The sequence below is a fragment of the Niveispirillum sp. CC-CTL257 genome (assembly GCF_059489915.1).
In genome coordinates this window covers 370,691-396,916 of the sequence record NZ_JCAJXE010000004.1, presented here as the reverse complement: position 1 = coordinate 396,916, position 26,226 = coordinate 370,691, and the positions used below count along the sequence as shown (strand labels likewise).

General features: G+C 64.3%; 23 protein-coding genes. 13 read left to right on the top strand and 10 right to left on the bottom strand.

Translation table 11 applies throughout. The features are described 5' to 3' along the window. Positions 1 to 23: 23 nt before the first annotated feature. Together ABC729_RS22355 and ABC729_RS22350 are read right to left on the bottom strand one after the other, a co-directional pair. The gene (locus ABC729_RS22355; protein WP_495609820.1) at positions 24 to 245 is read right to left on the bottom strand and encodes a tautomerase family protein; all 222 of its coding nucleotides are present in this window, start codon (positions 243 to 245) and stop codon (positions 24 to 26) included. Positions 246 to 258: 13 nt separating this feature from the next. Next, a complete protein-coding gene (locus ABC729_RS22350; RefSeq protein WP_495609819.1) occupies positions 259 to 972 on the bottom strand; it encodes an SDR family NAD(P)-dependent oxidoreductase in 714 nt (237 codons plus the stop codon). 136 nt (positions 973 to 1,108) lie between these two features. Here ABC729_RS22350 and ABC729_RS22345 point away from each other — a divergent pair, with 136 nt between their 5' ends. Beyond that, complete coding sequence (locus ABC729_RS22345; RefSeq protein ID WP_495609818.1) at positions 1,109 to 2,038, top strand: LysR family transcriptional regulator; 930 nt, start codon at positions 1,109 to 1,111, stop codon at positions 2,036 to 2,038. Here the strand turns inward: ABC729_RS22345 and ABC729_RS22340 are convergent. Together ABC729_RS22340 and ABC729_RS22335 are read right to left on the bottom strand one after the other, a co-directional pair. After that, positions 2,024 to 3,475 carry a mannitol dehydrogenase family protein gene (locus ABC729_RS22340; RefSeq protein ID WP_495609817.1) on the bottom strand — a complete coding sequence of 484 codons (1,452 nt, stop codon included), beginning with the start codon at positions 3,473 to 3,475 and terminating at the stop codon, positions 2,024 to 2,026. The genes ABC729_RS22345 and ABC729_RS22340 overlap by 15 nt on opposite strands. Further along, entirely contained in the window at positions 3,475 to 5,007 is a 1,533-nt protein-coding gene (locus ABC729_RS22335; protein ID WP_495609816.1) for a UxaA family hydrolase, read from the bottom strand. The genes ABC729_RS22340 and ABC729_RS22335 overlap by 1 nt, the downstream gene beginning before the upstream one ends. Positions 5,008 to 5,170: 163 nt before the next feature. Here ABC729_RS22335 and ABC729_RS22330 point away from each other — a divergent pair, with 163 nt between their 5' ends. From ABC729_RS22330 to ABC729_RS22320, 3 genes are read left to right on the top strand one after another with little or no spacing between them, the layout of a single operon-like run. Then, a complete protein-coding gene (locus ABC729_RS22330; RefSeq protein WP_495609815.1) occupies positions 5,171 to 6,313 on the top strand; it encodes an ABC transporter ATP-binding protein in 1,143 nt (380 codons plus the stop codon). 10 nt (positions 6,314 to 6,323) lie between these two features. Beyond that, complete coding sequence (locus tag ABC729_RS22325) at positions 6,324 to 7,217, top strand: carbohydrate ABC transporter permease (protein ID WP_495609814.1); 894 nt, start codon at positions 6,324 to 6,326, stop codon at positions 7,215 to 7,217. Beyond that, positions 7,214 to 8,086, top strand: coding sequence for a carbohydrate ABC transporter permease (locus tag ABC729_RS22320; RefSeq protein ID WP_495609813.1), 873 nt, complete (start codon positions 7,214 to 7,216; stop codon positions 8,084 to 8,086). Before ABC729_RS22325 ends, ABC729_RS22320 begins: the two co-directional genes overlap by 4 nt. Here ABC729_RS22320 and ABC729_RS22315 read toward each other — a convergent pair whose 3' ends face one another. After that, the gene (locus ABC729_RS22315) at positions 8,087 to 9,100 is read right to left on the bottom strand and encodes an agmatine deiminase family protein (RefSeq protein WP_495609812.1); all 1,014 of its coding nucleotides are present in this window, start codon (positions 9,098 to 9,100) and stop codon (positions 8,087 to 8,089) included. It lies immediately after the preceding gene. 109 nt (positions 9,101 to 9,209) lie between these two features. Here ABC729_RS22315 and ABC729_RS22310 point away from each other — a divergent pair, with 109 nt between their 5' ends. Beyond that, positions 9,210 to 9,401, top strand: coding sequence for a hypothetical protein (locus tag ABC729_RS22310; RefSeq protein ID WP_495609811.1), 192 nt, complete (start codon positions 9,210 to 9,212; stop codon positions 9,399 to 9,401). A 178-nt stretch (positions 9,402 to 9,579) separates the two neighbouring features. Here the strand turns inward: ABC729_RS22310 and ABC729_RS22305 are convergent, their stop codons facing one another. After that, on the bottom strand, positions 9,580 to 10,599 hold the full coding sequence (locus tag ABC729_RS22305) for a PfkB family carbohydrate kinase (RefSeq protein ID WP_495609810.1): 1,020 nt from the start codon (positions 10,597 to 10,599) through the stop codon (positions 9,580 to 9,582). Positions 10,600 to 10,862: 263 nt separating this feature from the next. On the opposite strand from ABC729_RS22305, the gene ABC729_RS22300 reads away from it, so the two are divergent. From ABC729_RS22300 to ABC729_RS22290, 3 genes are all read left to right on the top strand, one after another. Beyond that, positions 10,863 to 13,736, top strand: coding sequence for a TonB-dependent receptor (locus tag ABC729_RS22300; protein WP_495609809.1), 2,874 nt, complete (start codon positions 10,863 to 10,865; stop codon positions 13,734 to 13,736). Between the two features lie 84 nt (positions 13,737 to 13,820). Beyond that, on the top strand, positions 13,821 to 14,564 hold the full coding sequence (gene eda, locus ABC729_RS22295) for a bifunctional 4-hydroxy-2-oxoglutarate aldolase/2-dehydro-3-deoxy-phosphogluconate aldolase (RefSeq protein WP_495609808.1): 744 nt from the start codon (positions 13,821 to 13,823) through the stop codon (positions 14,562 to 14,564). 86 nt (positions 14,565 to 14,650) lie between these two features. Continuing rightward, positions 14,651 to 15,178, top strand: coding sequence for a PepSY domain-containing protein (locus ABC729_RS22290; protein WP_495609807.1), 528 nt, complete (start codon positions 14,651 to 14,653; stop codon positions 15,176 to 15,178). A 32-nt stretch (positions 15,179 to 15,210) separates the two neighbouring features. Here the strand turns inward: ABC729_RS22290 and ABC729_RS22285 are convergent, their stop codons facing one another. Next, on the bottom strand, positions 15,211 to 16,572 hold the full coding sequence (locus ABC729_RS22285) for a pectate lyase family protein (RefSeq protein WP_495609806.1): 1,362 nt from the start codon (positions 16,570 to 16,572) through the stop codon (positions 15,211 to 15,213). Positions 16,573 to 16,820: 248 nt separating this feature from the next. Between ABC729_RS22285 and ABC729_RS22280 the strand changes: the two genes are divergently transcribed. The 4 genes from ABC729_RS22280 (at position 16,821) to ABC729_RS22265 (ending at position 22,130) form a co-directional block, all read left to right on the top strand. After that, positions 16,821 to 17,924: a LacI family DNA-binding transcriptional regulator gene (locus ABC729_RS22280; RefSeq protein ID WP_495609805.1), complete on the top strand. Its 1,104-nt coding sequence runs from the start codon at positions 16,821 to 16,823 to the stop codon at positions 17,922 to 17,924. Positions 17,925 to 18,023: 99 nt separating this feature from the next. Continuing rightward, a complete protein-coding gene (locus tag ABC729_RS22275; RefSeq protein ID WP_495609804.1) occupies positions 18,024 to 18,818 on the top strand; it encodes a 2-keto-4-pentenoate hydratase in 795 nt (264 codons plus the stop codon). A gap of 173 nt (positions 18,819 to 18,991) precedes the next feature. Next, the gene (locus ABC729_RS22270) at positions 18,992 to 19,456 is read left to right on the top strand and encodes a flagellar basal body-associated FliL family protein (protein ID WP_495609803.1); all 465 of its coding nucleotides are present in this window, start codon (positions 18,992 to 18,994) and stop codon (positions 19,454 to 19,456) included. Between the two features lie 550 nt (positions 19,457 to 20,006). Then, positions 20,007 to 22,130, top strand: a complete 2,124-nt coding sequence (locus ABC729_RS22265; RefSeq protein WP_495609802.1) for a sodium-translocating pyrophosphatase — start codon at positions 20,007 to 20,009, stop codon at positions 22,128 to 22,130. 50 nt (positions 22,131 to 22,180) lie between these two features. Here ABC729_RS22265 and ABC729_RS22260 read toward each other — a convergent pair whose 3' ends face one another. Together ABC729_RS22260 and ABC729_RS22255 are read right to left on the bottom strand one after the other, a co-directional pair. Then, positions 22,181 to 22,621: a YkvA family protein gene (locus tag ABC729_RS22260; RefSeq protein WP_495609801.1), complete on the bottom strand. Its 441-nt coding sequence runs from the start codon at positions 22,619 to 22,621 to the stop codon at positions 22,181 to 22,183. A 39-nt stretch (positions 22,622 to 22,660) separates the two neighbouring features. Beyond that, a complete protein-coding gene (locus ABC729_RS22255; protein ID WP_495609800.1) occupies positions 22,661 to 23,845 on the bottom strand; it encodes a citrate synthase in 1,185 nt (394 codons plus the stop codon). Positions 23,846 to 23,935: 90 nt separating this feature from the next. Between ABC729_RS22255 and ABC729_RS22250 the strand changes: the two genes are divergently transcribed. Then, on the top strand, positions 23,936 to 25,000 hold the full coding sequence (locus ABC729_RS22250) for a citrate synthase/methylcitrate synthase (protein ID WP_495609799.1): 1,065 nt from the start codon (positions 23,936 to 23,938) through the stop codon (positions 24,998 to 25,000). A 39-nt stretch (positions 25,001 to 25,039) separates the two neighbouring features. Here the strand turns inward: ABC729_RS22250 and ABC729_RS22245 are convergent, their stop codons facing one another. Next, entirely contained in the window at positions 25,040 to 26,212 is a 1,173-nt protein-coding gene (locus ABC729_RS22245) for an AGE family epimerase/isomerase (protein ID WP_495609798.1), read from the bottom strand. Positions 26,213 to 26,226 lie beyond the last annotated feature (14 nt).

Here is a 26,226-nt window from a genome sequence, read left to right as displayed (position 1 = left end):
TGCGGTTGCGAGACGGGTGTGCGTCACCCTTGTCCGCCGGCCTTCTGCTGCTGTCGGAATTCCGTCACGGGCAGGCCGCCGATACCCCAATCCGCCATCTCCACCTCGTCGATGACGACAAAGGTGGTGGCTGGGCTCTTGTTCAGGACACGGACCAGGACATCCGTCATCTCCTTGATGATGGTGGCCTTTTGTGCTGCCGTGGTGCCGCCTTCGCGGGTGATCTTCACATTGACATAGGGCATATCGACCTCCTGTTTACCAGTGCCCGGTGTGGGTGCCGCCATCGACATGCAGCACCTCGCCCGTCACGAACCCGGCAGTTTCCAGGTACAGGACGGCATCCGTGATATCCGCGACCTCACCCATGCGACCCATGGGGTGAAGGCTTGCCAGGAAATCGTGACTGTCCGGCGCGTGCATCGGTGTCTTGATCAGGCCGGGAGAGACTGCGTTTACCCGCACGCCCTTGTCGGCATATTCCAGCGCCAGCGATTTCGTGACGGCGTTCAGCCCGCCTTTGGTCAGGGATTGCAGGGCGGATGGCACCTGCTTCATCGGCTGGCTGACCAGAGAGGTGGTGATATTGACGATATGACCCGTCCTCTGGCGCAGCATGGGCCGCACCGCCGCCTGTGTGGCATGGAAGAACCCGAACAGGTTCAGGTCGATCAGGGTGCGGAAATCCGCCTCGCTGTAATCGGTGAAGGCATTGGGAATGAAGATGCCGGCATTATTGACCAAACTGTCGACCCGCCCGAACGCGTCCAGCGCCGTCTGGGTCAATTGCTGTGCCACCGCCTTGTCGGCGATGTCGCCAGCGACGGTCAGCAGCGTGCCGCCATTGCCCGGACCGATGGACCGGGAATTGGCAACAACATTCCATCCCTTGGCCAGATAGGCCTGGACCAGGGCGGCCCCGATCCCTTGTGATGCGCCTGTGATCAGCGCGACTTTGCGCTCCGTATCCACAATCCAATCTCCATCTTCAGGACGCCGCGCCGTCGGCGCGCGTGATGGGGATTTGTACAACGCATCCAAAGCCGGCAGAATGCCCGGCATGTGAAAGATAATCTGCCGATTATCGGCATAATAAGGATGGGCTGGAATGGACCGGATCGATGCGATGCGGGTCTTTGTGACCGCGCTGGAGGAGGGCAGCCTGGCGGCGGCGGGCCGCCGGCTGGGTCATTCGCCCTCTGCCATTAGCCGGGCTGTGGCCCTGCTGGAGGGGCATGTGGGCACGCCGCTTCTGCACCGGACAACGCGGTCCTTGCGCCTGTCAGAGGCGGGGGAGCGGTACGCCGCCGCCTGCCGCCGCATCCTGACCGATCTGGAGGAGGCGGACCTGACGGCGGCGGGGGAACGGACGGCCCCGCGCGGCATGTTGACCATCACGGCTCCGCTGACCAGCGGGCGCATGCTGGTGCGTCCGCTGCTTGAGGAGTTTTTGGACCGGCATCCGCAGGTCCGCGCCCGGCTTCTGTTGCTGGACCGGCCTGTCAGTTTGGTGGAGGAGGGGATCGATGTCGGCCTGCGCTTTGCGCACCTGCCCGACAGTTCCCTGATAGCCGTGCGCGTCGGCGAGGTACGGCGCGTACTCTGCGCAGCACCTTCATATTTGGCGAAGGCACCACGGCTGACCAGCCTGTCGGATCTGCCGCAGCACCGGCTGATCGCCTTGGAACAGCAGGGCCGGGAAAGCTGGACCTTCGGTCCGGCACAGCCCGGCGGTGCCCCCCGGGTGGTGCAGATCACGCCGCAACTGTCGATCATCGGGGTGGAGGGCGTGGTGGATGCCGCCATCGCCGGTTTTGGCATCGCCCGTCTCTATTCCTCCCATGTCGCGGCGGCGGTGCGGGCGGGACAGTTGCGCATCCTGCTGCCGGAGGCCGAGCCGCCGCCCTTGCCGGTGCATCTGCTGACACCGGAGGGGCGGCTGGCACTGCCCAAGGTGCGGGCCTTTGTCGATTTCGCGGTGCCCCGTCTGCGGTCCGCGCTGGCTGGGCTGACCCTTGCCGGATCAGATATCCCTTAACGCAGCCTTCACCCCGCCATCCAGCAGGCCGTAGGCCCGTTCCAGCGCGGACCGGAAGGCGGCATTGCCCGTCAGCGTGGCCGGAAACACCTGTGACAGCGCGAAGAAGCCGCAGACATCGCGGTGCGCGTCGCCGGTGCAACCCCGCCCGATGGTCAACAGCGCCTCGGACAGCGGATCGGTCAGTTTGGTGCCATCGGCCACCTTGCCCCGAATGAAATGCATCCAGGCCGCCACGGGCAGGGCCAGATTATCGACCGCCGCCCCCGCCGCCAGCCGTTCGGCGATGGTGCCGAACAGGCGGAAGGGCAGCTTGGCCGACCCGTCCCAGGCAATCTGCGACAGGAGATGCCGGATGCCGGGATTGGCGAAGCGGGCCAGGATGGCATCAATATAGGCGGGGTAATCGATCCCGGCATCCGGGCTGAGTGTCGGGCTTATATCGTCCAGCATCAGACGGTGGACAAACCCGGCCAGATCGGCATCAAGCATCGCCTCGGCTACGGTTTCATACCCCGCCAGGGACCCCAGATAGGCCAGTGTCGAATGTGGCCCGTTCAAGAGGCGCAGCTTGGCGCGGTCATAGGCGCTGACATCGCTGGTCAGCGTGACGCCGATGGACGCGAAATCCGGGCGGATATTGCAGAACTTATCCTCGATCACCCATTGCGTGAACCGTTCCCGCTGGATCGGCCAATTGTCCGACAGTCCCGTCTCGCCAGCCACGCGGGTGCGCAGCGCGTCGTCGGTGGCCGGCGTGATGCTGTCCACCATGGTGCGCGGGAAGGCGACCTGATCACGGATCCAGGCCGCCAGCGCCGCATCTTGCCGTTCGGCCAGGGCCGCCACGGCGCGGCCCAGCTTATGGCCGTTATCGACAAGGTTATCGCAGGAGATCACGGTGAAGGGCTTGGTCCGCGCCTTGAACCGGCGGCGCAAGCCCTCGACCAGATGGCCGATCAGGCTGACGGGGTTCAGCGGCTCCGCCACGTCATGGGCAATGTCGGCATGGTCGAAATCAAGGCTGCCATCGCCCTTCAGGCAATATCCCTTCTCCGTCACCGTCATGGTGACGATGGCGGTCTCGGGGTTGGCGAGCCGGTCCAGCAGGGCCGCACGGTCGCCCGGACCGGCCAGCGTCTCCTTGATCGATCCGATCACCCGATACCGCGTCTCCCGCTCCAACTCCGCCAGGATATAGAGATTATCCTGGGGCCGCAGGGCATCGCGCACATCGGTGCTGCGCAGGGCGGCGGCGCAGATGGCCCAGTTGCCGCCCTGTGCCAGCGCCTCATCGAAGAAAAAGGCCTGATGCGCGCGGAAGAAGGCGCCGGGGCCGAAATGCACCACACCGATGCCGGCCGCGTCACGGTCATAGGCAGGACGGGCCACATCGGCGTGCAGCAGGTCCAGATTGGCGGTGGACAGGGTCGGCATTACAGGGTCACTCCGTTCTTCCAGATGGCGATTTCACGCTGGCCGTTCTTTTCCGCGCGGGTTTCCTTGCCCGATGCCGTGTCCAGGATCAGGGACCACATCGCATCGGCGGCCCCGTCCAGTCCGGCATCGGTCAGGGCCAGGCCCGCATCGAAATCGATCCAGTTCGGTTTCTGCCGGGCCAGCGCGCTGTTGGACGCGATCTTCAGGGTCGGTGCCGGGAAGCCCAGCGGCGTGCCACGCCCCGTGGTGAACAGGATCACCGTCGCCCCCGCCGCCGTCAACGCCGTGGAGGATACGCCATCATTGCCGGGCGCTTCCAGCAGGGTCAGGCCCTTCACACGGCGCATCTGACCGTAGGCGATGACATCGCACAGGGGCGCGCGGCCCCCCTTCTGCACGGCACCCAGCGACTTCTCCTCCAGCGTCGTGATGCCGCCGGCAATGTTGCCGGGGGATGGGTTCTCATAGACGGGCTGGTTGTGGTCCAGGAAATATTGCTTGAAGCCATTGACCACGTTGACGACGCCGTCAAACACCGTTTGATCAACGGCCCGGCGCATCAGAAGTTCCTCCGCCCCGAAAATCTCCGGGATCTCGGTCAGGATGGCGCTGCCGCCCGCCGCCGTCACCCGGTCGGCCATGCGGCCCACCAGCGGGTTGGCCGTCAGGCCGCTGAATCCATCCGACCCGCCGCATTTAAGGCCGATGACCAGATCGGATGCGGGGCAGGGGACCCGCACGTCGCCCGCCGCGATCTCCACCAGTTCGGCCACCGCGTTGATCCCATCCTCCACCTCGTCACTGCTGGCCTGGGCCGTGAAGGCGCGCAGGCGTGACCGGTCGATGCCGGGCGCGTCGCGCAACAGCTTGTCCAGCTGGTTGCTCTCACATCCCAGGCCCAGCAACAGGACGCCACCGGCATTGGGATGCTGCGCCAGGGCGGCGATGATGGATTTGGTATGGGCCAGATCGTCGCCCAGCTGTGAACAACCGAACGGGTGCGGGAAGGCCACCACCCCATCGACCTTGCCGGCAAAGCGCTGGCTGGCCAGCGTCGCGATGCGCTCCGCCGTGCGGCTGACACAGCCGACGGTACACAGGATCCAGATCTCGTTGCGCGTGCCCACCCGCCCATCGGCGCGGCGATATCCCATGAAGCTGTGGTCAGCCCCGGGCATGGCCCCCCAGGCGGCATCCGTGCCCGCCGGCGCGTACTGATAACTCAGCGTGCCCGACAGGCCGGTCGCCAGATTATGGCTGTGAACATGCGCGCCGGCATCAATGCCAGCGGTGGCAACGCCAATCGGCCAGCCATATTTGCGCACCGCATCACCCGCCTTCAGCGGACGCAGCGCGAACTTGTGCCCGCGCGGAATGTCGGACAGCAGGGTGACGCCGTGCCCACCCAGCTCGATCCGCGTGCCGGCCTCCAGCGCCTTCACCGCAATCGCCACATCATCGGCGGGATCGACGATATGGGCGGGCGGAAGCTCGTCATGCAGCGGTGCGGGTGGTTGCACGCAACTCATCTTGGCGTCATCCTTGGCATGCGGACAGCCGGCACCTTTCCGGCGCGTCCCGCGTCTGGCTGATTGAAACTGACACCGGTTACCGGATAGATCAAGAGGACAGGTGGCATCCAAGGCTGTCATCGCCGAAGGGGCGACCACCGATAAAAGCAGGGGAGGGGGCGTGGCGAAGGGTCGGGTACTGCTGCAAGGGGTGGTGAAAAACTTCGGCGCCGTCGATGTGATCAAGGGCGTGGACCTGGAAATCGCGCCAGGGGAACTGACGGTCTTTGTCGGCCCGTCGGGCTGTGGCAAATCCACCTTGCTGCGTCTGGTGTCGGGCCTGGAACTGCCGACCGGCGGGTCGATCATGATCGGTGACCGCGATGTCACCCTGGTTCATCCGTCCGAACGCGGCATCGCCATGGTGTTCCAATCCTACGCGCTGTATCCGCATATGAGCGTGGCGGAGAATATGGGTTTCGGCCTTAAGATCGCGGGCCTGCCCAAGCCGCTGATCAAGGAAAAGGTCGCCAAGGCGGCGGAGATTTTGCAGCTGACCCAATTGCTGGACCGCAAGCCGCGGGCCCTGTCGGGCGGGCAGCGGCAGCGGGTCGCCATCGGTCGCTGCATCGTGCGCGAACCGGAAGTGTTCCTGTTTGACGAACCCCTGTCCAACCTGGATGCGGCCCTGCGCGGCCAGATGCGGGTGGAAATCGCGCGTCTGCATGCCAAGCTGGGCGCCACCATGATCTATGTGACCCATGATCAGGTGGAGGCGATGACGCTCGCCACCCGCATCGTGGTGCTGAATGCTGGGCGGATCGAACAGATCGGCGCACCCATCGACCTTTACCGCCACCCCGCCAACCTGTTCGTGGCCGGCTTCATCGGCTCCCCAGCCATGAATTTCATGGATGGGATTGTGGAGGCGGTGGAAATCGACAGTGTCAGTGTGCGCCTGAACGGCGCCACCCTGCGCCTGCCCCGCCATGACGCGGCGGTGAGGCCGGGGGCCAAGGTCACGGTGGGCATCCGGCCCGAACATTTCCGCGTTGGTCCTAAGCCGGCGGATATGGACGATGATCAGGCGGTGGAGTTTGACGCCATCATTGATCTGGTCGAACGGCTGGGCGGGGAAACATTGGCGCATCTGCGCATGCCGTCGCTGTCGGACGGGGTGCTGATCGTGAAGATCACAGGCGATGTGCCCTTGCGCATCGGCACCGGCGTGCGCGTCGGCGTGCGGCTGGCGCAATGCCACCTGTTCGACGCTGAGGGCAGGGCGGTGGGTGAGCCGGCGGCACGCGCCGCCGTGGCGGCGTGAGGGCCAGCCCATGTATGACAACCGCGTCTCCGGCTACCTTTACATCGCACCCTTCCTGATCGGTCTGGCGACCTTCACCCTGTTTCCCTTCCTCTCCTCCTTCCTGCTGTCCTTTTCGGATTATCAGCTGCAGGACCCGGTGGAACAGGCGCGATTCCTGGGCTTGGGTAATTACACGCAGATGGCGGGCGACGACACGTTCCACGGCTCCTTGGGCGTCACCTTCCTCTATGTGTTCATCACGGTGCCGTTGAAACTGGCCTTCGCCCTGTTCATCGCCTTCGTGTTGAATTTCAAGCTGCGGGGCATCGGGTTCTTCCGCACCGCCTATTACGTGCCTTCCATCCTGGGCGGGTCGGTGGCCATCGCGGTTCTGTGGCGCTATGTCTTCGCGGGTGACGGGCTGATCAATCAGGTGCTGGTCTGGGCGGGGGGGGAGCCGTTGAACTGGCTGGGCGAACCGGCCTATGCCCTGTTCACCATCGTGCTGCTGCGGCTGTGGCAATTCGGGTCGGCCATGGTGGTGTTCCTGGCGGGGTTGCAGAACATCCCCACCGACCTTTATGAGGCGGCGACCATCGACGGGGCCGGCAAGGCCCGCATCTTCTTCACCATCACCCTGCCGCTGCTGACGCCGGTGATCTTCTTCAATTTCATCATGCAGATCGTGCAGGCATTTCAGGAATTTAACGGCCCCTACATCATCACGGGCGGCGGACCCCTGAAATCCACCTACCTGCTGCCCCTGATGATCTATGAGGAGGCGTTCAAATATTTCAACGTGGGTTATGCGGCAGCGTTGTCCTGGGTCTTGTTCCTGATCATCGCGCTGTTCACCATCATCGCCTTTGCGTCCGCCAAATACTGGGTCTTCTATGGGAATGAGCGGGAGGATGGGGAATGAGCCTGATCACTGGCACCCGCCGCGACGTCGCCTGGATCGCCCGTTTCAGCGCCCTGCTGCGCTATGGCGTGCTGATCGGGGTGGGGCTGGTCATGCTCTATCCCCTGTTCTGGATGGTGGCCGCCAGCTTCAAGCCAAATCATGAGATTTTCGGATCGGTCAGCCTCTGGCCGCAGGAACCGACCATGGATGGGGTGGTGAAGGGCTGGCGCACCGGCACGGAATACAGCTTCGCGACCTACCTGCTGAACAGCTTCGCCTTCATCATGCCGAAGGTGGTGTTGACGGTCGTGTCCTCGGTGCTGGTGGCCTATGGCTTCGCGCGGTTCCGCATGCCGGGCAAGCAGCTATGGTTCGCGCTGATGGTCGCCACCATCCTGCTGCCGAAAAGCGTGCTGCTGATCCCGCAATATCTGATGTTCCGGGAATTCGGCTGGCTGGACACCTATCTGCCGCTCTATGTCCCCTGCGCCTTCGCCACCGATGGCTTCTTCGTCTTCATGGTGGTGCAGTTCCTGCGCGGCATTCCGCCCGATATGGAGGAAGCCGCCGTCATCGATGGCTGCAACTCGTTGCAGGTGCTGTGGCATGTCGTGGTGCCGGTGATCATGCCGGCCATCATCTCCGTCGCCCTGTTTCAGTTCATGTGGAGCCTGAACGACTTCCTTTATCCGCTGATCTATCTGTCATCGGTGGGCAAATATCCGGTGGCCCTGGCCCTGAAAATGGCCATCGACGTGACGGAGGCCACGGCCTGGAACGAGGTCCTGGCCATGTCCACCATCGCGCTGCTGCCGTCGCTGATCGTCTTCTTCCTGGCGCAGAAATATTTCGTCGAAGGGATCACGTCGGGGTCGGTGAAGGGGTGATCACCCCACCGGCTGCTGCTGCGTGATGCAATGGATGCCGCCGCCGCCGCGCACAATGTCCAGGGCCGGGACGGGGATGATCCTGCGGTCGGGGAACAGCTTGCCGAACAGGCTGATGGCTTCGGCATCCATCGGGTCCTCGAACAGCGGCATGACGATGCCGCCATTGGCCATGTAGAAATTCGTGTAGGACAGGGTCAGGCGCACGCCATGCTGTTCCTGACGTGCGGGCGTGCGCAGGGTCACCACCTCCAGCGTCCGGCCCGCCGCATCGCGCGCGGCCTTCAACCGGGCGACATTGTCCTGGAACACGGGATAGTTCGGGTCGGACGTATCATCGGTGACCATGGTCAGCACCACGCCCGGCTTCACAAAGGCCGCGATCTCATCGATATGGCCGTCGGTTTCATCCTGCTCATAGCCCTTGTTCAGCCAGATGAACTCCCGCACACCCAGATGCGACGCCAGATGCGCCTCAATCTCGCCCCGCGACAGATGCGGGTTGCGGTTAGGGTTCAGCAGACATTCCTCGGTCGTCAGAAGCGTGCCTTCGCCATCGACATGGAATGACCCGCCTTCCATCACCAGCGGGGCCGCAAAGCGCTTCAATCCCTGGTTCTCCAGGATCAGACGCCCGACTTCCTGATCCAGCTGGAAATCGTCATAGTTCCGGCCCCACGCGTTGAAGCCCCAATGCACGCCCGCCACATCGCCCTTGCCGTTCACCACAAAGCTGGGGGCATTGTCGCGCAGCCAGCTGTCCGAACAGGGCACCGGCAGCACCGACACGCCCGGCCCGCAGGCCAGCGAGACATCGGCCAGGGCCCCGTCCGGGCACAGCATGGTCACCGGTTCGAACTGCGCGATAGCCTTCGCTACCTCGGCATAGGCGGCGCGGGCGGCGGAAAGGCCATTGGGGAACGTCTCTTCCCGCACCGGCCATGCCATCCAGCAGCGCGCATGCGGCGCCCATTCGGCGGGCATGAAAAAGCCTTCGGCGGCGGGATGGGTCATGATGCGATCCTTACTGCTGATCTGGGCCAAACATGAAAACGCCCCGGCGAGGGTACCCGCCAGGGCGCTGTCATGACAACCATGCCGGTCCAAAAACGGGGGCCAGCTGATGATTTTTGGTCAGACTGAAAAATGGGAACTGCTAAAAGAAGCAGGCCTTTCCGCCTCAATCACGGCGGTTGGCCGGGTACTGCTCAACCGAAGCGGCATAACGGGAAAAAGCGCCGAGCCGCAGCATAGGAAGCAGGAAAAAGTACCGCATGATGTGTCTCCATCGTTGTTTTCGATGGACGTAATATAGTTGCGCAGCGGATTTTAAGCCATCCGGGGGCCGCGCCGGGGCAAGACTGCGTGGCGCGCATGGCTGGCGGTGCCGTTGTTCCGCGGATTACGCTACGCTAATCCGCGCTACCCATGGCGCTGGACCGTAGCGCGGATTAGGCGCAAGCCGTAATCCGCGGAACAACGGCAGGCCCTTTTCACCGCTTCACATCCAGCCCTTCCTCATTCACCAGACTCATCACATCGGCCACCGACACCAGATTGGCGTCGCCCGGCACCGAATGTTTCAGGGCGGCGGCGGCGGCGGCGAAATTGATGGCCTGATCGGCGGCCCAGCCCTTGTCCAGCCCATGGATCAGGCCGGCGGCAAAGGCGTCGCCGCCGCCGATCCGATCAACAATGCCGTTCAGCGTGTAGGTGCGCGAATAATGCACCCGGTGGTCACGCGCCGCGACACGACCCGTCAGTTCCTGATGGTCCACGTCATGATGGCTGCGGATGGTGGAGGCCAGCCATTTCAGGCCCGGCCAGGTCTTGAACGCCAGTTCCGCCGCCGCCAGGAAGCGTTCCGACAGGGGGATGGCATGAAAATCGGCACCCAGGATCAGGGCGATGTCGCGCTCATTCCCGAACATCAGATCGGCGCAGGATGCCAGTTTGGCAAACACCGCCGGCGCATTGCCGCCCCGGTCGGCCCACAGCTTGGCGCGGTAGTTACAGTCGAAGGACACCTTGACGCCGGCTGCCTTCGCGGCCTCCGCCGCTGCCACGACGGCCTTTTCCGCCTCTTCACTGACGGCCGGCGTGATGCCGCCGACATGCAGCCATTCCGCGCCCTTCAGCAACGTGGGCCAGTCATAGGCAGTGGCTTCCGTCAGCGCGAAGGCGGACCCGGCGCGGTCATAGATGATCTCCGACGGGCGCTGCATGGCGCCGACCGTCAGGAAATACAGCCCCATGCGGCCATGGCGCATCTGGATGCCGTGCGTGTCGATGCCGTGACGACGCAGTTCGCCCCGGCAGGCCTCGCCGATGCCCTGGTCGGGCAGGGTGGAGATGACGGCGGCGTCCCAGCCGAATCGGGCCAGCGACACGGCGACATTGGCTTCCGCCCCGCCGAAAGTGACGTCCAGACGCGGGCTTTGCAGCAGCAGCTCCCGTCCCGGTGCCGTCAACCGCATCAGCAATTCACCGAAACACACGATACGCCCGGTCATCGGGTCTCTCCCTTCCACCTTGCAAACCCGCCTACTGCGGGATTTGTGCCACATCCTGTGACGAACTTGGACATCTCAATGCAAAAACGTATTGCCACCGGTGTCAGATCGGATCATTAATAGCCCTGTCACCGGTGTCAACGCCAACCGGCGCAGATACCGGCATAAAGACCCAAATCGTTCGATCTATCCTGAACCTTCTGCCCCCGGCAGTGGGCCGGACAGGTGCGGCCAGAACGATAGAACTGAAGGGGAAGGAAGCAATGATGAAGTTCGCGGGTACGCCCTGCATTCGCCGCCGCCTCGCCGGTGCCTCTGCTCTTGTCCTGCTGGCCGGCCTGATCCCGGCTGGCGCGAAGGCCCAGGATGCCCTGGAAGAAATCGTCGTCACGGGCTTCCGTGGCTCGCTGGCCAGCGCCATCAACAAGAAGCGCAACGAGAATGACATCGTCGATGTCATCAATGCCGAAGATATCGGCAAGTTCCCGGACACCAACCTGGCCGAATCGCTGCAGCGTATCCCCGGCGTCTCCATCGACCGCGATGGCGGCGAGGGCCGTTCGATCACTGTGCGCGGCCTGTCCTCCACCTTCACCCGCGTGCGTCTGAACGGGCTGGAAGCGCTGGCCACCACGGGCGGCAAGGACGGGTCGGGCGGTGCCAACCGTGGTCGCGGCTTCGACTTCCAGATTTTCGCTTCCGAACTGTTCAACAGCCTGACGGTGCGCAAGTCCACCTCGGCACAGACGGAAGAAGGCTCGCTGGGTGCCACGGTCGACCTGCAGACGGCCCGCCCCTTCGATTATAACAAGTTCGTTTTCTCGGCTTCCGGTAAGATCGGCTATAACGACCTGTCCAAGTCGAAGGACCCGCGCGGCACCCTGCTGATCTCCGACACGTTCGCGGACGGCAAGATCGGCGCCCTGTTCTCCGTCGCCTATTCGGAGACCAACCGTCTGGAGGAAGGCTCCTCCACGGGTCGTTGGGAACGCGGCATCGACACGATCGGCACCATTCCGGCCAGCGGCAATGGCAGCGCCACCGCCAACTTCCTGTTCGGTGGTGGTGGTGCGTCCAACACGCCGGGCAACCGTGCCTTGCCGGAACAGTCGGCCTGGCACCCGCGCATTCCGCGCTATGGCCGCCTGGACTATGATCAGGAACGCCTGGGTGCCACCGCCGCCCTGCAGTTCCAGCCGTTCGAGACCACGCGCATCACGCTGGACGGGCTCTATGCCGATCTGAAGGGCACGCGCCAGGAACAGTATCTGGAAGCCATCTCCTTCAGCCGCAATACCGGTGCGGGCGGCATGGGCGGCACCACCGTCACCCAGGCCACCTATGATGATCTGGGCAACCTGATCAAGGGCACCTTCAACGGCGTCGATATCCGCACCGAACAGCGCCGCGACCGCCTGCAGACCGAATTCCTGCAATATTCCTTCAATCTGGACCAGGAATTCACCGACACGATCCGCTTCAAGGGCATCGCCGGCTGGTCCTCCTCGGTGCAGGACAACCCGGAACAGACGACCCTGTCGCTGGAAGCCTATAACGTCCAGGGCTACAGCTACGACTATTCCGGCAACAAGAACCTGCCGGCCTTCAATTACGGCTTCGACGTCACCAATCCGGCCAATTATATTTTCAGCCCCTCGACCCGTCTGGTCCGCAACGGTGCCGTTGTCGGTGACCAGTCGCTGATCCGTATTCGTCCCAACAAGACGAATAACGACTTCCAGACCTTCCGCGGTGAGTTTGAATGGGATGCCCAGGATTGGGTGACCCTGAAGGCTGGTCTCGCCCACAAGGATTACAAGTTCAAGACCCAGGAATGGCGCCGCTACGGCACGCTGGACCCGGTCCAGGGAACCGGCAACCTGACCGAGGCCGCCGTGCGACTGCCGGCAGGCACCAATCTGGCCAGCCTGACCGAGCTGGTGTCCGGTTTCGGTCGTCATTTGGCTGTCCCGAACGGTACGCCCACCGCCTGGATCGTTCCCTCTATCGACAAGTTCGAGGAACTGCTGGGCTTCTACTGTAACTGCGTCAACCAGTATGGCGATTTCCGTGTCGCCAAGGATGGTCAGGGTGCCATCGGCAGCAACCGTCAGGCCCGCGAACGCAGCCTGAGCGCCTTTGTTCAGGCCGATTTCAACACCGAACTGGCGGGCATGCCGTTCCGTGGCAATGTCGGTATCCGTCAGGTGAAGACCAAGCTGTCCTCCACCGGCTATGTCGGCACCACGCTGGCGACCGTGGAGCGTGAATATGACGACACGCTGCCGGCCCTGAATCTGTCGCTGGAACCGATTGATGATTTCCTGGTCCGCTTTGGTGCCGCCAAGGTGATGTCGCGTCCCGATCTGCCGCAGCTGACGCCCGGTGGTTCGATCACCAACGCCAACCAGACGTTGAGCAGCGGCAACCCCTACCTGAACCCGATCCGCGCCAATACCGTCGATCTGTCCTTCGAATGGTATCCGGAGAAGGAAACGCTGGTGTCGGTCGGCCTGTTCTATAAGGACATCAAGAGCTACATCCAGAACATCTCCGAGACCATTCCCTTCCGTGAAACCGGCCTGCCGGAAAGCCTGCTGGCCAACGGCAACACGATGGACAGCATCTTCACCATCACGCGCGCCGGCAACACCAAGGGCGGCCCGCTGAAGGGCTTCGAAATCTCCGTGCAGAAGCCGTTCACCTTCCTGCCGGCGCCGTTCGATGATTTCGGTGGTATCGCCAACTTCACCTATGTGACGTCGGATATCGACTATCGCGTCGGCACCCGCACCGTGCGCGAGCCGCTGGTCGGCCTGTCGCCCAAGTCGTTCAATGCCACCCTGTACTATGAGAACGACGATTTCAGCGCCCGCGTCTCCGGCTCCTTCCGTGACGAGTATCTGACCCAGATCTCGCCCGGCAATGCCAACGACATCCGTGGCAAGGCCTCGACCTTCAACCTGGACTTCTCGGCCAGCTACAATATCAACGAGCAGATCTCGGTCACCTTCGAAGCCATCAACCTGACTGACGAGTTCGACGAGCGCTGGGTCGGTACCAGCACCCGCCAGAACTCCGAAGAATATGTGCATTACGGCCGCCAGTTCTTCCTGGGTGCCAAGTACAAGTATTGATGAGCGCTGCTTCCCCCGGTTCGATCAGGCCCGGGGGGAGACCCCACGGGGCCGCATCGCGGCCCGGCGTGGAAACCGGTGGCAATGCATGATCGCCTCCGCTATTGCCTTGATCTCCTGTTCCGAACTCATCACGGCCCCACCGGTACAGGCGGGGCCGTTTTCCTGTTGATGGGAGCCTACGACGTGAATATCCAGGCCTTCACCCTGCTGCTGAAAAGCTCGCCCGTCATTCCGGTCCTGACCATCGAAAGGGTGGAGGATGCCGCCCCCCTGGCCGTGGCCCTGAAGGAAGGTGGCCTGTCGGTGGTGGAGGTGACCTTGCGCACCCCCGCCGCCCTTGACGCCATCACCGCCATGAAGCGGGCCGTGCCCGGCCTGATCGTGGGCGCCGGCACCATCCTGAAGCCCTCGGACCTGGATGCCGCCATGTCGGCGGGGTCCGACTTCATCGTGACCCCGGCGACAACGGCGGCCCTGGTGGCGCCCTTGAAGGCCTGCGGCGTGCCGGTCATCCCCGGTGTCGCGACACCCAGCGAGGTGCTGGAGCGTCTGGATGACGGGTTTGAGGTGCTGAAACTGTTCCCGGCGGAGCAATATGGCGGGGCCGGCACCATCGCCGCCCTTTCCGGCCCCCTGCCGCAGGCCCGCTTCTGCCCCACGGGCGGCATCGGTCGCGATAAGGTTGCTGGCTATCTGGCGCTGAAAAATGTGGTCGGCGTCGGCGGCTCCTGGATCGCCACCAACAAGCAGATCGCCGATGGCGACTGGGCCGGCATCACCGAGAATGCCCGCGTGGCGGCTTCGTTCGCGACGCCCGGCGTATAACACCAACGCCTCAAACGGGGTAAGCCTGGAACCAGGGGCAGGGTGGTATCGTTAAGGCTGCATCCACTAACCGGAGGATGCAAACCATGAAGATGCTTCTCGGCACCGCCGCCCTGTCCCTGGTCCTGGTCTCGCCTGCCCTGGCCGCCAGCTCCGACAGCGACATCGCCGCCTTCCGTCAGGCCAAGGTTTCCCTGACTCAGGCCATCGCCCAGGCTGAACAGCAGGGCAAGGGCAAGGCGGTGGATGTCGATTTCGACACGAAGAACAGCGTCGGCCTGTATCAGATCGACATCGTGTCCGGCGAGACCGTGACCCGCTGGGACGTCGATGCCTCCAATGGCAAGATCGCGTCGGCTGACAAGCAGACCCTGGCCACCTGGGCACAGCAGCTGGGTGCGGGCGTGGAGCCGCGCGAACTGACCGCCGCCTCCACCAGCCTGGCGCAGGCCATCGGCATCGCCGAAAGCAAGGGCGGCGGCAAGGCCATTGAGGCCGAGGTCGGGCACGACAATGACCGCCTGACCTATGATGTTGAGGTGCTGAACGGAAACGGCACCCGCACCATCCGCATTGATGGTGCCACGGGTCAGGTCATGGCCGACAAGAGCTGATGATAAGTGGGGGCGGGGTGACCCGTCCCCCCTCACAACCCGTTCAGATATTCTTCCAGATTGGTATAACCGTCGCCATTGCGGTCGGTCGCGCCGTCCACCGGATCGGTCGGGTTCAGGCCGTGGGCCTTTTCCCAGGCGTCGGGCATGCCGTCCCGGTCGCTGTCAGTCGGCGCTGTCTCTGCGGCCAGCACCGGCCAGCCGCCGACATCATCCTGATTGTCGATGATCCGGCCTTCGCCCTTGGCGACGCCGGCGATGATCCGCTCATCCACGCTGTCGCGCACCCGTCCCGCCCCGGCCTTGCTCAGAACGGCGCGGAAGGCGGCATCGGCTGGTTCCGTCGTCACCGGCGCCATCGGGATCGGGGCAGACTGGCGGTAGCCATCGGCCTGCACACCGGTCACCAGCGACCAGGGGTCCGTCGGCTCCGCATGGTTCATCCAATTGCCGGCGAAATACGCCTTGGCCACGGGGCTTTTCTCATCAAAGGCATGCGCGCCCTTCGAATCCGGCCCCGCCACATAATAATTATTCACGAAATTATAGGCCGTAACGGCATCCGTATCGGCGTTATAGCCGGACGCCCCGCCCTTGCCCGTCCCCTTCCAATTGAAGAAGACATTGTTGCGGAAATCCATGAAGGCACCGGTCGGATCGTCCGCCTGTTTTTCGAAATTGCCGGGGCGCGGCATGCGGGCCGTGTGGCTGGCCCACAGATTATGGTGGAAGCTGTATCGGGACCCGAACGACCCGCGCGCCAGCGTGCCATAACCATGGTCGCCCTTGGCATGGACCGATTTGTTCAGGCTTTCGGCGATCACCGACCATTGCACGGTGACATTGTCCAGCCCCGTCATCCCTTCTTTCCATTTGAAGGACAGCGACAGGCTTTCATCGGTGGACCAGCTGGCGGAGACATGGTCCAGGATGATGTGCTTGCCATCGAAGACCGTGACAGCATCCGCCTCCTGTCCCGCCGCACTGCCCAGGCGGGAACGGATATGCCGGATTACCACATGGCTGGCCGTCACGATCAGCGGATAATCACGAAGCGTGATGCCGCCACCGGGGGCCGACTGTCCGGCGATGGTGATGAAATCATTCTTGATGCGCAGGTCGGATTTCAGCTGGATGGTGCCCGACACGGCGAACACCACCATGCGCGGCCCCTTGGCCTGCACCGCCTCGCGCAGGCTGCCCGGCCCGTCATCTTCCAGGCTGGTGACGATGAAGACCCGTCCGGCCCGTCCGCCCATCGCATAGGCCCCGGCCCCTTCCGCCCCCGGAAAGGCCGGGATGGCGGCGGGTGCCACATCGCGGCCAATGGCAGCGGCGGGCAGGGTGGGCAGCAGCGACAGCAAGGCGGCAAGAACGGTCGGGCGCATCTTCATGGGGGGCACTCCCTTCATCGCAGGAGCCGGCACTGGCTTTTGCGTACCGTCTTTACACATGTTTTGACACCGGTTACCATCATTCGCCAGGGTCCGGCAAATGAAAAGCATGGGCTCGATACCATGAAACCGGAACCATGGCCGATTAGGGGTTGCGCCATCCTGGCGCACAGTGCAGTACATTCCTATTGTCCCCTGGGGGGACAATTGATGCCGATAAACACATCAATGATGGGACAGCACCCTCCATGCCCCGTGCCCGCACCGCCGACGCTGCCGCCGTGACTGAACAGGCCGAAAAGCCGGAAGCGCCGAAGACCTATGTCTGGGACCTGAAGCGCCGGCCCACCATCAATGATGTGGCCCGTCTGGCGGAGGTGTCGAAGAAGACGGTGTCGCGGGTCATCAACCAGTCGCCGCTGGTGAATGAGGAAACCCGACAGAAGATCACCAAGGTCATTGATGATATCGGGTATGAACCCGACCCGCAGGCGCGCGGTCTGGCGTCGCAGCGTTCCTTCCTTCTGGGCATCATCTATGACAATCCCAACAGCCAATATGTGGTGAATGTCCAGGCGGGCATTCTGGAGGCCTGCCGCAAAAGCGGGTTTGAACTGGTGGTGCATCCCTGCATCCGCACCAGCCCGACCTATATGAAGGAGATGCGGCAGTTCGTGGAGCGGCAGAAGCTGGATGGCGTCATCCTGCTGCCGCCCCTGTCAGAGGATGAGGCCCTGGCCGCCATGCTGGTGGAAATCGGCTGCCGCTTCATCCGGGTGGCCTGCGTGCCACTGGATGTCGCCGCCCATCTGGTCGTGTATGAGGATTACAAGGGGGCGGCGGAAGTGGCCGACCATCTGGTCGAACTGGGCCACCGCCGCATCGGCTATATCGCTGGCACGCCGCAATATAAGTCCGCACAGGAACGCCGCCGTGGTTTCGCCGACGGACTGGCCCGCCACGGTCTGTCGCTGGACCCCGAGCTGTCGGCCCAGGGTGCCTACACGTTCGAAAGCGGTCAGGAATGCGCCGAGAAGCTGCTGTCGATGGCGAACCCGCCGACCGCCATCTTCGCCTCTAACGATGAAATGGCCGCTGGCGTCTATCGAATCGCCTATCAGAAGGGCATCGCCATTCCCCAGGACCTGACCGTCGTCGGCTTTGACGACAGTCAGCTGGCCTCTCGCCTCTGCCCCGCTTTGTCCACCGTGCGCTCCCCCGTCCGCGACATGGGCCGTGTCGCGGCGGAAAAGCTGATCCAGCGCATCGCGCAGCCCGACGCCAAGCTGCGGGAAACGATTTTTCAGCCGCATCTGGTCGTCCGCGAAAGCAGCGCCCCGCCCAAGGCCTGAGGCACCGCCGTGGCTATCCACGGCGGCAGCGCCTTGCATGGAAACCGGTGTCATCATAGGATGGCACCCGACGTATCCTACATTCCAGGAGTTATGACGGTGTCCACCGCCCAGGAAATCGCCCAGCGTTTTGTCGCTGCCCGCCGTGCTGCCACATCCCTGCCGGATTATCCCGGCACCATTCCCGACCACCTGACCCAATCCTATGACATTCAGGATGCGGCGCGGTCGCTGTGGCCGACGCCGGTGCGCGGCTGGAAGATTGGCATGGTGCCGCCCGCCTTCCGGGAGAAACTGGGGGCGATGCGTCTGGCCGGTCCCGTGTTTGACGGCAATGTCTGGGACTACAGCGAAGGTCAGGTGATCGACCTGCCCATCATTCCCGGCGGCTTCGCGGCGGTTGAGGGTGAGTTCGTGGTGAAGCTGGGGGCCAATATGCCGGCGGAAGGCCCGTCGGATGAGGCGGAGGCGCGGGGCCTGATCGCCTCCATCCATGCCGGCATCGAACTGGCCGGCAGCCCGCTGGCCACCATCAACAAGTTGGGCCCCACCGTTGTGGTCAGCGATTTCGGCAATAATGCCGGCCTTATCGTCGGCCCGGAACTGACGGGCTGGCAGGATGCGGCCCCGGAAAGCCTGACCGTGGAAACCCGGATTGAGGGTGAAGTGGTCGGCACCGGCAGTTTCGCCAGCATTCCCGGCACGCCGGTTCAAGCCGTCGCCTTCCTGCTGGCCCATTGCCGCGCGCGCGGCATCGCCCTGCCGGCGGGCACCCTGATCACCACCGGGGCCGTCACCGGCATCCACGATGTCGCACTGGGCCAGTCTTCCACCGTCACCTTCGCGCCGGGCGGGGAGATTAAGGTGCGGACCGTCCTGGCACAGCCGCGCTGAGATTTGCACGCTGGTTGGGGGCAGGCCTGTCTGTCCCTAACCAGCGCTTGACTTTCCTTTCGCCGTGAACAACGTTCAATTCAGCGGGGCGCACCACCTTCCCGGAATTGGCGCTCTAAGGCCCGGACGTCGGGTGCTATAGTGCGTCTGTCGGTTGAAGGGGCGTTTGTTCCATGAAGAAGATCATTCTGCTTGTCCTGGCCTTGCTGGTGCTGATCGGCGCCGGTGTCGGCGGCTATGTCATGTTCGGGCCGAAGCCGCACAAGGAAGGGGAGCACGCGGAAGAAGCGCCCAAGAAGAAGGAACGCACGGGTCCCCCAGTCTTCGTCGCCATCGGCCCGATGATTGTGCCTGTCCTGGGTGCCAAGACCGTGGAACAGAACATTATGGTCACCGTCAGTTTGGAAGTGGATGACGAAGTCGCCCGTGAACAGGTGTCTCAGCAGAAAGCGCGTCTGGTTGATGCTTACGTACAAGCACTATATGGCGGGCTTGATAGGGGGCAGGTCATTGACGGACAAGTTCTTAACATCCCAGCGGTGAAGAACAAATTGATGGAAGCCACAGTGAAGGTAATGGGTCCTGACGTCGTGCATGACGTGCTGATCCAATCGGTGAGTCAGCGCCCGGTTTATTAGGGGGTGTCAGGTTTAACTGGAATCGATTTTCCCTGCCCTCGCCGTCATCCCCGCGAAAGCGGGGACCCAGCGAGAGCGGCGATAGCCGCGACATGACTCATATCGGCGCTAACCGCGCCTCACGCTGGGCCCCCGCTTTCGCGGGGGTGACTGTGGAAGCAGTAACAATCCGTCCCCCATAAATCTGACAGTCCCTAAGAACAGCCCCCGCCGCGTCGACACTGCTGACCGCTCGCCGCCTTTCTGTTAGACTGCATCCATCAACGCCATATCTGCGCCTGCCCCCTTTGAAGCCACCGGCTTTCAGAGCGGGAAAGGCGCGTGCCCGTGAAACACCCCCTGATTTTCTGTTTCACTTGGTTGCACGGATGCTCCCGCATCCGCGTCCGAATCATCCCGCACTGCAATGCCGCAGTGCAAAGTGCAAGTCTGGTTAATGGTGGCGTATTGCCGCATTCAAAAACGCATGGCATGCTTGCGCCCGCCTAATGCCGCCGGCCGTCCGGTCATCAAAACAGAAGCGGCATCTTCAACAGGGTAAGGAAACGACATGACCACGCAAGTGCTGTACTTCGTGCTGGCATGTGGGGTGCTGGCCATTCTTTACGGGCTGGTCACAGCCCGCGCCGTGCTCTCCGCCAGTCCGGGCAATGCCCGCATGCAGGAAATCGCCCAGGCCATCCAGATCGGCGCGGGTGCCTATCTGAACCGTCAATACACGACCATCGGCATTGTCGGAGTCGTGATTGCGGTGCTGGTCGGCGTGCTGCTGGGGGCCAAGGTTGCCATCGGCTTCATCATTGGTGCTGTCCTGTCGGCCGCCGCCGGCTATATCGGCATGAACATCTCCGTGCGCGCCAATGTCCGCACGGCAGAGGCGTCGCGTAAGGGTCTGGCGCAGGGCCTGTCGCTGGCCTTCCGCGCCGGTGCTGTGACGGGCATGCTGGTGGCGGGCTTGGCCCTGCTGGGTGTCGCCGGCTACTATTTCGTGCTGACCTCCATGGGCGTCACGGGGCGTGAACTGATCGACGCGCTGGTGGCGCTCGGCTTCGGTGCCTCGCTGATCTCCATCTTCGCGCGCCTGGGCGGCGGCATCTTCACCAAGGGCGCTGACGTGGGTGCTGATCTGGTGGGCAAGGTCGAAGCCGGTATCCCGGAGGATGATCCGCGCAACCCCGCCGTGATCGCCGATAATGTCGGCGACAATGTTGGTGACTGCGCCGGCATGGCCGCCGACCTGTTCGAAACCTACGCCGTGACCGTGGTCGCCACCATGGTGCTGGCTTCCATCTTCTTCGCAGGTCAGGGGCTTTTGGCTGCGGCGCTTGTCTATCCGCTGGCCATTGGCGGGGCGTGTATCATCACCTCCATCATCGGCACTTACTTTGTGAAGCTGGGTTCGTCCAACAACATCATGGGCGCGCTGTACAAGGGCTTCATCGCCTGCGGTCTGCTGTCCCTGGTCGCCATCGGCGGGGTCACCCATTACGTGCTGCCGGACGGGTTCCAGACCGTCTTCACCACGGGTGACGGGGTGACCTTCACGGGCCGGCACCTGTTCTATTGCGGCCTGATCGGTCTGGCCGTGACCGGCCTCATCGTCTGGATCACCGAATATTACACGGGCACCAATTACCGCCCGGTGAAGTCGGTGGCCCAGTCCTCTACCACGGGCCATGGCACCAATGTCATTCAGGGTTTGGCCGTGTCGATGGAATCGACGGCCCTGCCGGCCCTGGTGATCTGCGTGGCCATCATCGCCTGCTTCCTGCTGGCCGGTCTATTCGGCATTGCCATTGCGGTGACCAGCATGCTGGCCGTCGCCGGCATGGTTGTGGCGCTGGATGCCTATGGTCCCGTCACCGACAATGGCGGCGGCATCGCCGAAATGGCTGACCTGCCCAAGGATGTGCGCGTCACCACCGACGCGCTGGACGCAGTGGGCAACACCACCAAGGCCGTGACCAAGGGCTATGCCATCGGTTCCGCCGGTCTGGGTGCCCTGGTGCTGTTCGCGGCCTATAATGAGGATCTGAAGTTCTTCATCGCCAATGCTGCCACCTACCCCTATTTCGATGGGGTGACGGTGGATTTCAGCCTCGCCAACCCCTATGTCGTCGTCGGCCTGATCCTGGGCGGCCTGCTGCCCTATCTGTTCGGCGCGATGGGCATGACCGCCGTGGGCCGCGCCGCCGGCTCCGTGGTGGAAGAGGTGCGCCGCCAGTTCCGGGAGGATAAGGGCATCATGGCCGGCACGTCCAAGCCGGACTATGGCCGCGCTGTGGACATGCTGACCAAGGCCGCCATCAAGGAGATGATCATCCCCTCGCTGCTGCCGGTGCTGGCCCCGGTGGTGCTGTACTTCATCATATCCGCCATTGCGGGCAAGGGGGCGGCGTTCAGCGCCGTGGGTGCCATGCTGCTGGGCGTGATCGTCACGGGCCTGTTCGTCGCCATCTCCATGACCTCGGGCGGCGGTGCCTGGGACAATGCCAAGAAATATATCGAAGAGGGCCATCATGGCGGCAAGGGTTCGGATGCGCACAAGGCGGCCGTGACCGGCGACACCGTGGGCGACCCCTATAAGGACACGGCCGGTCCCGCCGTGAACCCGATGATCAAGATCACCAACATCGTGGCACTGCTGCTGCTGGCCATCCTGGCCCACGGCTAAGCGTTACGGACTTTATTCAAACCCCGGTCTGGTGACAGGCCGGGGTTTTTTCATGCCCGCCCGTCATGGTCGATGATCGGCCCCTTGGCGACATCCTCCGCCTTGGCTGTGCTGACCGAATGCCCCTCCAGCCAGGCACGGGCCTGCTGCCGGTGCTCCTCGCGGATGGACCCAGCCGCCGTGCGCAGGGCCAGCGTCAGGACGGCCAGATCGTCGGTGAAGCCCAGCAGGGTGACAAAATCCGGCACCGCATCCACCGGCATGATGAAATAGGCCAGCGCGCCCAGCAGCACGGCCTTGTCCCGGATCGGCGTGGCCGGGTCGGTGGCGGCATAGCGAGCGGCGATGACGCGGTCGGCAAAGGGAATGCGCGCCAGACTGCCGCGCAGCTTGTCCCAGAAGCGCCGGCGGACAAGGTCGGCATCGCTGCGCATCTTGATCGGATCAATGCGCAGGGCCTCGGTCGAATATTTATCGCCAGGATCGCTCATGCCCTGGATATGGCGAAGATGGGCGGCGGCGGCAAGGGGTCAGGCGGGCCGCACCCCCGTATAGCGGGCGCGGGGCCGGATCAGTACGCCCGACCGCACCTGTTCCAGCAGATGCGCCACCCACCCCGCACTGCGCCCCAGGGTGAAGATCGTGATGGGTGCGTGCGGCGGCAGGCCCAGCCGGTCGGCCAGCAGGACCAGGGCGAAATCGATGGTGGGCGGCGTCCCCGCCATCTCCGTGGCAGCCCGGGCCAATGCCAGGGCGCGGCGCATGCGCATATCCGCGCCCCAGGTTGCCGCCATGCGTTTCAACAGCCAGGCCGCCCGCACATCGCCCTTAACGTAAAGCGGATGGCCGAAGCCCGGCAGCTCATCCCCCCGCGCCAGATAGGCGGCCAGGGCCTGGGCCGGATCGGGCGCGTCCAGCAGGCCCGGCAGGATGGCCGCTACCCGCGCCGTCATCCCGCCATGACGCGGCCCGCGCAGCGCACCGATCCCCGCCGACAGGGCCGCATAGGGGCTGGCCCCGGTGGACGCCACACAGCGGACGGTAAAGGCTGAGGCGTTCAGCTCATGATCGGCACACAGGACCAGGGCCGCCCGGATCAGCTCCGCCCCCGGCCCCGCCACGCCCCAGGCGTTGCACAGCTGCTGATGCAGGGGCAGGGCGGATGGGCCGGTCCCCGTCAGGATCGCCGCTGTCAGACGCAGGATGCGCGCACCGGTCCGCGCCAAACCGGCGGGTGTGCGGTTCACGGAACGCAGGTCCGTGGCTGCGGCCAGCGGCAGCAGCGACAGCAGCCGGTCCAGCGGGTCCAGCCCCGGCGGTAGGCTGGCAAAGGCGGGCAGGGCGGGCGGTTCCTCCGCGAACGCATCCTCCGTACTGTCCCACAACAGGCTGGCCACCGCTTCCAGCGTCGCACCCGCCGCCAGATCGCCGGCATCCCGCCCGCGATAATACAGCCCTTCGCCCGTGATCAGGGTGATGGCCGATTCCAGGACGGGCGCACCCCAGTCCAGTGCCCTGTCATTGCCCGCTTCCGCCGGGCGGTCGCGCTTCGTCGCCAGGGCGCGGACATCATCGGCCCGGTACAGCCGCGTGCGCCCGCCCGCCGGTGCTTCCGATCGGATCAGGCCCCGGCTGACATAGGCGTAAAGCGTGGGCAGGCTGACGCCCAGCTCGGCGGCGGCTTCCTTGGCGGACAGGGTCAGGGGTGCGGTCATGATGATATATTGATTTATTGAATCAATATTGACTGTATATCCGTCCCGTCCAACCCTGTCCAGGATGCAACAAGCTGGAAGGAGCCGGAAATGACGACCGGACTGGATGGGATCATCGCCGCTGAAACCGTGTTGAGCCATGTCGACGGCGTTGCGGGCGAACTGGTCCTGCGCGGTCTGCCCGTGGAACGCGCGGCGCAGACCCTGGATTTCGAAGGGATCACGGCCTTGCTCTGGCAGGGCTTTCACCCGCTGGGCGGTCGGCCCGATGCCCTGCGGGTGGCCATTGGTCAGGCGCGTGTGGCCGTGGCCGCCCACCTGCCCACCCTGCTGCCCGCGACCAACGGGTTGAGCGATGTGGAGGCACTGCGCCTGATGCTGTCATCGCTGCCCGATGGCGAGGCATCGGATGATGCGGTGCGCGTGGTCGCCGCCGTGCCCGTCTTCATCGCGGCCCGTACCCGCCATGCCCGGGGCCTGCCCCCCGTCGCCCCGGACCCGACCGCCGGCCATGCGGCGGATTTCCTGCGTATGATGACGGGGCGGGCTGCCGATCCGGCGCTGGCCCGCGCGCTCGACACCTATCTGGTGACGGTCAGCGATCATGGGCTTAACGCCTCCACCTTTGCGGCCCGCATCGTGGCCTCCACCCGCGCCGGCATGGTCAGCAGCGTGGTGGCCGGTCTCTGTGCCCTGAAAGGCCCGCTGCATGGCGGCGCGCCGGGTCCCGTGCTGGATATGCTGGATGCCATTGGCAGCGCCGATGCCGCCCCCACCTGGATCGCCAACGAACTGGCAGCGGGCCGCCGCCTGATGGGTTTCGGCCACCGCATCTACCGCGTCCGTGACCCGCGCGCAGAGGTGCTGAAGGTCGCCGTCCGCCCCCTGCGCAGCCCGCGCATCGATCTGGCTGAACAGGTAGAGCGGGCGGCCCTGTCGGCGCTTGCCACCCACCGGCCCGACCGTCCGCTGGAAACCAATGTGGAATTCTATACTGCCCTGCTGCTGGACGCGGTCGGCCTGCACCGCGACCTGTTCACGCCCATCTTCGCCATGGGCCGTGTTGCCGGGTGGAGTGCGCATGTCATGGAACAGGAAGCCACGGGTCGCCTGATGCGCCCTGCCTCGCGCTATGTGGGGCCGATGGCGGCTTAGAGCCAAGCCGCGGACGCGGCGCCGGCGTCTGAGGAACCGTTAAGCCGGTCGCCGGATTCCCGCCTTCGTCACTGCGCGGTCGAATTCCGCGATGGCGCAGATGATGTGATAAAAGCTGCTGGCCGGGGCCGGCTCGTCCACGAAGGTTCCGTCGGGCGACAGCCGGTCCCACCACAGGCCTTTGACGGGGGTGTTCAGGTAAAGCGACAGCCCATCCGCCGCCTGTACGGCCTGGGTCCAGTATTTCTCCTCGCCCGTGACCTCCGCCGCCAGCACCGCCGCCTTCAACCGCTCCGTCTGCGGCCACAGGCGGGCGGTGTGGTCATGAATGGTGAAATCATCCAGCAGGCTGTTGAACGCCACGCCCCGCCCGGGATCGACCCCGTGCGTCTCACCGATCTCCAGCAGGCGCAGACCGGCGTGCGTGCCATCGGCCCGCCCCCGTGACCGGCCCCAGCGCAGCAGTAGCCAGGCCCATTCGAACTGGTGCCCCGGCTCCACGATCCGGCCCGCCTCGCCCGGTGCCGGGTGCCAGCCGGCATCGAAGAACTCTCGCAGCGCGCCTGTGACCGGGTCGATGAAGCGTGCCAGGGCCAGTTCGGCGATACCGTCGGCCATGGCGGTCCATCGCATGTCCCCGCCCGCTTCTTCCCAGGCCAGTGACGCCTCCAGCAGATGCATGTTGGGGTTGGATTGCTGGGGTAATGCGTCGGGGTCCAGCAGTGCAAACCCGCCCTGCCGGCTACATCGCCCGATCAGCATGTCGCGCAATGCGGTGGCCATCGGCTCCAGCGCCGCCCGCCTGTTAAGCGCGCGCGCCCCATGGGCCAGCGCGAACAGGGCGAAGGCCTGATCATAGAGATCGACCCCGTCATCCGCCACCCCGCCATCCGCCGTCACCAGGGTACGGAACAGGCCATCCGCGCGGCGGTAACGGACCAGATAGGCATCCAGCGCCCGGTGTACGACACTACCCGCCGGCCCTTCCCAGCCCAGGCTGGGGGCGGTGGCATAGGCATAGATCTGGCGTGGCTGCACCCGCGCCCGCCGGGGCAGGTCCAGCGGCTGCCCCGTCTGGCTCAGTTTCTCGTGGAAACCATCGCGGGCATGATCGTACCCGGCATCCCACCACAGGGGAAAGGCATGCTCCACGGCCCAGGTCACCAGGGCGTCGCGGCGGCGGGCGGCCTCATACAAGGGGGATGCGAACATAGGCGTTGGTCCTT

Bases quoted from the DNA above. Each gene is read 5' to 3' on its own strand.
- ABC729_RS22315 (WP_495609812.1), bottom strand. From the start codon at position 9,100: ATGACCCATCCCGCCGCCGAAGGCTTTTTCATGCCCGCCGAATGGGCG.
- ABC729_RS22355 (WP_495609820.1), bottom strand. From the start codon at position 245: ATGCCCTATGTCAATGTGAAGATCACCCGCGAAGGCGGCACCACGGCA.
- ABC729_RS22345 (WP_495609818.1), top strand. From the start codon at position 1,109: ATGGACCGGATCGATGCGATGCGGGTCTTTGTGACCGCGCTGGAGGAG.
- ABC729_RS22285 (WP_495609806.1), bottom strand. From the start codon at position 16,572: ATGAAGATGCGCCCGACCGTTCTTGCCGCCTTGCTGTCGCTGCTGCCC.
- ABC729_RS22300 (WP_495609809.1), top strand. From the start codon at position 10,863: ATGATGAAGTTCGCGGGTACGCCCTGCATTCGCCGCCGCCTCGCCGGT.
- ABC729_RS22305 (WP_495609810.1), bottom strand. From the start codon at position 10,599: ATGACCGGGCGTATCGTGTGTTTCGGTGAATTGCTGATGCGGTTGACG.
- ABC729_RS22265 (WP_495609802.1), top strand. From the start codon at position 20,007: ATGACCACGCAAGTGCTGTACTTCGTGCTGGCATGTGGGGTGCTGGCC.
- ABC729_RS22255 (WP_495609800.1), bottom strand. From the start codon at position 23,845: ATGACCGCACCCCTGACCCTGTCCGCCAAGGAAGCCGCCGCCGAGCTG.
- ABC729_RS22290 (WP_495609807.1), top strand. From the start codon at position 14,651: ATGAAGATGCTTCTCGGCACCGCCGCCCTGTCCCTGGTCCTGGTCTCG.
- ABC729_RS22335 (WP_495609816.1), bottom strand. From the start codon at position 5,007: ATGAGTTGCGTGCAACCACCCGCACCGCTGCATGACGAGCTTCCGCCC.
- ABC729_RS22320 (WP_495609813.1), top strand. From the start codon at position 7,214: ATGAGCCTGATCACTGGCACCCGCCGCGACGTCGCCTGGATCGCCCGT.
- ABC729_RS22280 (WP_495609805.1), top strand. From the start codon at position 16,821: ATGCCCCGTGCCCGCACCGCCGACGCTGCCGCCGTGACTGAACAGGCC.
- ABC729_RS22245 (WP_495609798.1), bottom strand. From the start codon at position 26,212: ATGTTCGCATCCCCCTTGTATGAGGCCGCCCGCCGCCGCGACGCCCTG.
- ABC729_RS22340 (WP_495609817.1), bottom strand. From the start codon at position 3,475: ATGCCGACCCTGTCCACCGCCAATCTGGACCTGCTGCACGCCGATGTG.
- ABC729_RS22260 (WP_495609801.1), bottom strand. From the start codon at position 22,621: ATGAGCGATCCTGGCGATAAATATTCGACCGAGGCCCTGCGCATTGAT.
- ABC729_RS22250 (WP_495609799.1), top strand. From the start codon at position 23,936: ATGACGACCGGACTGGATGGGATCATCGCCGCTGAAACCGTGTTGAGC.
- eda (WP_495609808.1), top strand. From the start codon at position 13,821: ATGCATGATCGCCTCCGCTATTGCCTTGATCTCCTGTTCCGAACTCAT.
- ABC729_RS22270 (WP_495609803.1), top strand. From the start codon at position 18,992: ATGAAGAAGATCATTCTGCTTGTCCTGGCCTTGCTGGTGCTGATCGGC.
- ABC729_RS22310 (WP_495609811.1), top strand. From the start codon at position 9,210: ATGATTTTTGGTCAGACTGAAAAATGGGAACTGCTAAAAGAAGCAGGC.
- ABC729_RS22325 (WP_495609814.1), top strand. From the start codon at position 6,324: ATGTATGACAACCGCGTCTCCGGCTACCTTTACATCGCACCCTTCCTG.